This is a genomic window from Nocardia sp. NPDC004718, from assembly GCF_053601535.1.
Genome location: NZ_JBSGCA010000109.1, coordinates 1 through 7,087 on the forward strand (window position 1 = coordinate 1; position 7,087 = coordinate 7,087).

5 protein-coding genes and 2 pseudogenes are annotated in these 7,087 nt (G+C 59.6%); 3 read left to right on the forward strand and 4 right to left on the reverse strand.

Going from position 1 to position 7,087, the window contains the following annotated elements:
• Positions 1 to 113: 113 nt before the first annotated feature.
• Positions 114 to 491, reverse strand: coding sequence for a transposase (locus tag ACWEH3_RS35380; RefSeq protein ID WP_452358491.1), 378 nt, complete (start codon positions 489 to 491; stop codon positions 114 to 116).
• Positions 492 to 552: 61 nt separating this feature from the next.
• Positions 553 to 1,080: pseudogene (locus ACWEH3_RS35385) on the reverse strand (transposase); the annotation flags it as partial.
• 95 nt (positions 1,081 to 1,175) lie between these two features.
• Between ACWEH3_RS35385 and ACWEH3_RS35390 the strand changes: the two are divergent.
• Positions 1,176 to 1,508: pseudogene (locus ACWEH3_RS35390) on the forward strand (transposase); the annotation flags it as partial.
• A gap of 97 nt (positions 1,509 to 1,605) precedes the next feature.
• On the opposite strand, the gene ACWEH3_RS35395 reads toward ACWEH3_RS35390, so the two are convergent.
• Complete coding sequence (locus ACWEH3_RS35395) at positions 1,606 to 4,230, reverse strand: ATP-binding protein (RefSeq protein ID WP_450026538.1); 2,625 nt, start codon at positions 4,228 to 4,230, stop codon at positions 1,606 to 1,608.
• Positions 4,227 to 4,547 carry a hypothetical protein gene (locus tag ACWEH3_RS35400; RefSeq protein ID WP_450026536.1) on the reverse strand — a complete coding sequence of 107 codons (321 nt, stop codon included), beginning with the start codon at positions 4,545 to 4,547 and terminating at the stop codon, positions 4,227 to 4,229. Before ACWEH3_RS35400 ends, ACWEH3_RS35395 begins: the two co-directional genes overlap by 4 nt.
• 1,321 nt (positions 4,548 to 5,868) lie before the next feature.
• On the opposite strand from ACWEH3_RS35400, the gene ACWEH3_RS35405 reads away from it, so the two are divergent.
• The gene (locus ACWEH3_RS35405; protein WP_450026534.1) at positions 5,869 to 6,045 is read left to right on the forward strand and encodes a hypothetical protein; all 177 of its coding nucleotides are present in this window, start codon (positions 5,869 to 5,871) and stop codon (positions 6,043 to 6,045) included.
• Between the two features lie 30 nt (positions 6,046 to 6,075).
• On the forward strand, positions 6,076 to 6,831 hold the full coding sequence (locus ACWEH3_RS35410; protein ID WP_450026532.1) for a transposase: 756 nt from the start codon (positions 6,076 to 6,078) through the stop codon (positions 6,829 to 6,831).
• The last annotated feature ends 256 nt before the right edge of the window (positions 6,832 to 7,087 follow it).

The following is a 7,087-nucleotide window of genomic DNA, read 5'->3' on the forward strand; positions in this document are numbered from 1 at the left end:
TCAAAACACCCAGCAACCAGAAGCCATCCAAACCCGCCGGGCCACGACCCCGCCGAACAGGATAAAAACCCAGCTCAGAGGTTAAAACTCAAGCTTAGGTTCTGTCCTGTAAGTCACCGGGCCCAGAGGATGATGGCGGCGATGGTGAGTTCGGCCTGGTAGTAGGCGGCGCGTTTGGCATAGCGGGTGGCCAGGTCCCGGAATTGCTCGAGCCGGTTGAAGCAGCGCTCGACCACGTTGCGTTGCTTGTAGGCCTCGGCGTCGAACACCGGTGGTCGCCCGCCGCGTGAGCCCTTCGCGGCGCGGCGGGCGATCTGGTCGTCCCGTTCAGGGCAGACGAACCGGACCCGCCGCTGTCGCAGTGCCTGCCGGGTCGAAGGATGCGAGTACGCTCTGTCGGCAATTACCGTCCGGGGCCGCACGCGTGGGCGGCCCGGCCCGGTGCGGGCCACGCTGATGCCGTCCAGCAGCGGCAGCAGGCGGATTGTCACCGGCCTGCCCGCCGGTGAGCAGTACCCGTATCGACAGGCCGCGCCCCTCGACGGCAACCGCGCGGCGCGGCTTGTTCCGGCCGGTCCATGTTCCGATCGCCGGGCCAGCGGCGATCCTGCCGTTCGCGTCGGCGATTCGCCCCGATAGCCGATGCTGAACGTATTCCTGAAGCTGATGGTTATCAACAAGTTTCGCCGTCTTCGGGCGTCTGGCGAACAGTTCAGCCTTCCACTGGGCAACAGAGGCGCGGTAATCGAGCTTGCCTCCCCGCGTCGCTGAGTTCCGCCGCAACTCCCGCGAGACCGTCGATGGACTGCGGCCCAGCGCCAGCGCGATCTGCCGCACTCCCTTGCCCTGCACCCGCAGCAGCGCGATCTCCTCCCGCTCGGCGAACGACAGGTAGCGGCCGCCGGGCCGGCTCCAGGAATACGGTGACATGCCGCCCGCATCGCGGAACCACCGACTGCCCTTGGCCGGCGATACCCCCACTGCGACACCAGCTTCCGCCGGCAACAGACCCCCGGCGATCTTGTCCCAGAACAATCGCTCCACTGAGCGCTGCATCCCGGGAGCCCCCGGCGACCGCATCGGCGCTCACCCGGTGACCTCCCGCACCCAGTCCGATGGCCTTCCCATACACCCTCCGTGACCTCGGGTGTTGCGGCCACCGGTTGAACCTGAGCAAATATACGAGCATCCAGTTCACCGAGCATCTGCGGATCGAGGGCATCACTCCGTCGATCGGCAGCGTCGGCGACGCCTACGATAACGCCCTCATGGAGACCATCAACGGTCTCTATAAGGCCGAATGCATCCGCACCAGCGTGTTCCACGACGGTCCGTGGAAGACGATCACCGATGTCGAGTACGCGACCGCAGCATGGGTCGAGTGGTGGAACAACCGCCGGTTGCACTCGAGTCTGGGCATGATCTCCCCGGCCGAGTTCGAGGCGGCACATTACGCTGAGGAGACTGCCCCCCGGTTCGGTGCGAGGCCAAATTGTACCGATGAGTGACGTCATTGCTCGCCGATAGAACTATACGGAAACTTCGCTGGCGACCGATATAGCCGACGATGAGATTGTATCGTTCGCACCGCCGCTTCGCCTCAGATCATGGGCTATGGCCACTCCCCCGGCGTGGCCGTCGGGTAGCTTCGAGTCGAACCTCGTCAATGACATCCCGAGGAATCACTTCGATGATTTTCTCGCGACTGGTAAGGACGAGCTTTTGGCGTATAGAGGCGACTTGAGCATCCACGGTTCGGACAGAACTCCCGCGCCTTGCGGCAATCGCGGGATTCGTCCACCCGGCCGCAGCCAAGATACCAACCTGCCGCTCAGCAGCGGTCAAACGTAGCCAACCTGCCGTAGGGTCTGCTTCACCGATACTCTCCGGTTGTCTTTCATCGAAACTGAGTAGGCCGAGCGCGAGCCGCTGAACACCGTAGTCATCAGCACTTAGCCTTGATCCACGGATTTCCGCCACAGCATAGTTAATGGGCCCGAGGAGCTGACGAGCAACAGCGACGGCGCAAGCCGTCTCACGGCCGTATGGGCCCAACTTATCGATGTCGACGCCCAGCTTGTCCCGTAGGGTCGTGACCCCGCCGGCCAAGTGAGCAATCTCTGTGGCCAGGGCTATGAGCCCATCGTCGTCGGGTTTGCCCCCAGTGATGAGTGAGTCGGTGATAAGGCGCGCTAAAGACCAAATACGGCATACCACGACCCACATGCCCCCCCACTGATCACCACGGGCAAGTTTAAATCTCAGCGAGCTGCGTCCTAGTATCATCGCTTCTTTGGGATCACCGTGCCGAGTCAACGCGATAGCCCTCGCCTGCTCTGCCCAAGACTTTCCTTGAAGAGTCTTCGAACCGAAAGCCGAATCGAGAAAACGCTGGGTTCTGTCAAGAGCTTGCTGCTCGGTTCCGAGAAGAGCCGCCGCCATCGCTGCATGCAACTCACTCATCGCCGCCGCTCCGGGATTGCCAAGATCACCGAATTTCTTGCAGGCACGGGTGAAAACAAAAACACAGCCAGCATCGGCGTGCACAAACAGCAGCTCCAGTCCCCACGCGAACTCGACGGCAGCAGGCAGACCAATATCCACCTCGACCAAGTCCCGCCAGGCCATTTTGCCACTATTTCCGGAAAGGCAAGCAGCAACGCAGTCCTCAAGAAGAACTTCGGCTTGATCATGTTGTCCCTGAGTCATGGCAAGCCACGCAATGGCAGCCATAGCTTCAATGTGAAGATCAGTGAGGCCAGTATTCGGAACTCGACTAGCGTGAAGACAACGCTCGGTCCATTGACGCATACCTTGCAAAGTGCCTCTGATAAGAGGCATTCGGAGGGCGATCAGACCGAGGCAAATTTGCAGACCGTATTCGGCCTTTCCAGTTTCCAGACTATTCTCGATCGCTGTCACAATATCAACCCAAGCTGAACGTGCCCAATTTACGAGATTGCCTTCCCCTTCGGACTGGAACCAGTTAGCAGCCGCGTAGGTAATCTTGTCGCGATAGTAACAAAGATGACGGTCGACCATCCGAGTGGGTTCGTCAACTCTAGCAGTAGAGCGGTGCCGCAGTCGCTGCTGCGCGTACACTCGAAGGCTTTCTACCAGGAAGTATCGCACTGTAGTCGAAGTGATTCGCGCCGTCACAAGTGAATGATCGACGAGAGATTTTAGCAAATCTTCGATCTCCTCTATCCCCAGCGCATTATCGTCGCTGCCGGAGTTTGCGATCTCGCCATTGCCTACCTCGTAGCTGTCGCTACAAATCGCCTCAATAGCATCGAGGTCTACTCCGACCTCGATCACTCCGCTGGCGCCGCTGGCGCCATCAGCGATGGCGTCGCAGCCTGCCGCAAATACAGACATCCGCTCGAATAGCAAGCGCTCTTTTTCGGTACACAGCTCATACGACCAAGTGATAGCGTCGCTGACCCCGCGGTGCCGCGGGTCGGCACCGAAACGAGGGCCGTGAGACCATCGCAATCTCGTGTCGTCATCCCGGCCCGTAAGTCCACGTAGTATCAGCGACAGCGGCTGGTGACGGAGCCGAGCTGCTGCCAGCTGGATATAGAGAGGATTGCAGTCCACACGGCGACAGACCGTAGCGGCTAGCGCCGTTTGTTCACCCCCCATGACAGGACGACCCGAAAGGTTGGCTTGCTGCCGAAATAGATCCACCGCTTGTTGCATGTCGAGAGACCGAACATTTATCAAGTATTCATCGGCCCAACCGATCGGCTCACGGCTGGTCGCCACTATCGTGAGTTGAGGCACTACAGTCAGTAATTTATCTATTACGACAGCAGCGCTCAAGAGTACGTGCTCACAATTGTCGAGTACCAATACGATACGCCGCTGCCGTCCGATAGCAGTAGCGCCCCCGAAAGTAGCGACGAGCAACTCCCACGACGATCGCCCCGAGAAGTCGGTATCCACCGCAGCCCGCACTATTTCCTCTTCGAGCGCCGCTACGTCAGAATCTCTAGACAGCCTCGCTAATCGAACCCAATACACCTGCGCACATGTCGCCCTGCTGTATCGACGTACAGCCTCCGCAGCTAAACGGGTTTTACCGATACCACCGGGACCGGTCAAGGTTACCAACTGAGCCGGCTGCAAAAGCAACAGACTGATTTTTTCTAACTCATGTTGACGACCGACAAAGCTCGCAGCAGGCGCGGGCAATATTCCTTCAGCATTTTGATCATTGAAGATCATAACTCTACGCCCTGCATTGCGGCCTCTACTGGCGCCTCGAGACTCGTCAGTAAGGCCATCCGACGCACAGGAACGTTCGACAGATACCTGAGCAGACCAAAAACTGTCCACACTCCCCGGCGGCATTCCCAAATAGAATCTACGAAGATCAGCGATAGTATTCCACCTTTCAATGCACGCTCAAAAAGAGTAATTTCGATCATATATCCGGACAATCCAGTCACGGTTCGCCGACCGTGTTCAAATATAAATCGGCCATATTTACTGAATAAATCTTCACACACATACTCGTGAACGAAATGCAGATGCGCAGCCATCGGTCGATCCACCCTCCCGGTCGACTGGCCACCAAAGTTCGATCTGACAGTCTGGTGCATTTTCATATGAATCCATAACGCAGTTCCATAAGTGATCCCGACTGCGCTCGTCACCGACATGGCGCCTTGCCGAGCCCGGCCAGTTCTTATCCACTTATCGAGACGTAAACCCGAAGACAAGTGCGACATCGACAACCCTCGACGAATACTTGCGCCCGTACTGAACATTGTTCCTGAACTCGACACACTTCGTTGTGCGTCGAAGAGTTCTACATTACCAACAACTCAGCATGCCGGCCGTCCCAGTGGTGAGAAGTGAATATTTCACCATATCAGTTTTTCTCTGGATATCGACCATAGCCCCTGCCTCGGGGAGGAATAACCGATTCGCGATGTCCGTTGCCGCTCGGTCAGCGATGCAGTCGAGTACGACGCATTACGGGATAGAAGCTGGGAGCGATCGATAGGCAGTGACATCAGTCGGAGGAAACTAGAGCGATGGGCGTGTTTCGATGGCGAGGCCACCCTCAATGTATCAATGATCCATCGACTCTTGCCGTCTCGGTCGTTGATCAAAGCCATATCTTTCGAAAACGTGACCGACTCTAGTCTCACTCGCGGCCTCCGCGACGATGGCCGAGCCGCGCCAGCCCGGATAGCTCTCGGTTCATGAGAGCTGCGGACGGATCGCCCTAGAGTGACAACTATCGCCATGGACAGATGATCGACGGCCTCGAAACCGGCAAACTCCAAGTTCGGAACCGTGGCAGTTGCGTCGACAGACAGGGCCAGCATCCTGACGGTCGAGTCGCACAGCCCCGACGCTGTGCGACGCATGACTTCTCGCCGTTCGCAGATGTCAGCGCGAGCCGCCGGCGTGGCGATCTCCACCATAACGAACTGAGCCATGGAAAGAGAGTACGCTCTTTTTATGCGGTGCACTCACTCAGCATGCTGCAGGCTCGATCGGGGGCGAGCTGTTCTCCTGCTCGCGCAGCCGACACTCCACTGTGAGCGTCGAGCAAGGTCCAGCAGCGGACGTCGCGATTAGAACTAGGCGCCAAGGTCGCGCCACAAGAGGTCCACACGCACCGCGATCGCAGAACAGATCGATCGCCGCAGACAAGTCTAGTTAGTGTCAATGGCCAGTGAGTTGAGGACCTGGTTCAAAGCTGTTGGCGCCCAGTGGGTTTGATGTCACCACTCTTCGAAAATCGGTACTGGCCCATATTTGGTGAGCGTGAGGTCGCGTGATGGTCAGTGGCAGAGCAGGATGCGCTTACGGAGTATATCTGGGTTCGCGCGGTCGAGCATCTGCCGTTTGAGCATCTTGATGCGGTTGACGTGGCCTTCGACGGCGCCGCTGTTCCAGGGCAGGCTCAGACCGGCGGTGACCCGCGTCCTGGTCGCGGCGCAGGCCGCAGACGAAGGAGTGCATTTCCGGCTGGTCATCGGCGGTGACGACGGCCATCCAGCCTTCGAGGTCTGGGGCGCGTAGCTCGCTCATGAGGGTGGCGAACGCGCGGACGTGTCCGGCGAGGGCATCAGCGGCCTGTGTGGCAGCGATCCGCGGGGAGAGCCGACCGGTCGAGGACCACAGCGACGCCCTCGCGCTCCTGGACGAGCGGCGACACACCCTCAGTCGGCATCGCACCAGGCTGCTCAACCAGTTGCATGCTCTCTTGCGGGAACTGATCTCGGGCGGCGGAAACGCGCGCTGAAGGCCACCGCCGCCGAGAAAGCCCTGCACACCCTCACCCCTGCCACTGCAACCGACCAGGACCGCGCAACTCGTCGAAGACCTCATCGCCGACGTCCGGCGCTGCGACCGCCGGCTCGCCGACAACACCGCCACGATGAAGCATGTACTCGACGAGCACGCCACATCGCTCACCGACATCGTCGGGGTCGGCCCGTCCTCGCCGCCCGGGTCCTTGCCGGCACCCGTGATCAGCGACGGTTTCCCACCGCCGCGGCCTACGCGAACTACACCGGTACCGCCGCGGTCCAACTCGCCAGCAGCGACTACAATCGATATCTGCTCTCTCGCAATGGAAATCGAGATCCCAACTCTGCGCTCCACTCCATCGCCGTCGTTCAGATCCGGACCCGCACAAGTTCCGGCCGACGCTATTACGACCGCAAGATCGCCGAGGGAAAGACCTCACGGGAAGCCATCCGCTGCCTTAAACGCCACCTGGCCACCGTCCTCTGGAAGAGGCTGATGAACGATGCCCGGTCACGCGACGTCACGCCCACCACACAGTATTCAGCAGCGGCTTGACAATACAGAGGGACCACCGCCCACATTTCGCCACCGGAAACCAGCCAGCTGCCACCAACGTCATGACCCGCAACAGCTGACGGTCAACGGACGTGGCTCAAGCTTCGGACTCGAGTTCATGCGCTTGCAACCTGTCTCTGCGCTGCCCAGACGAATCGCGGCAGGCGGTCATAATGGACGTGTGACTCTGGTCGAGATCGGGATTCCGGCGGTGCGTTCCGGGCGTCCCTCGCTCGCCGGCCGTCCCGACACCCCC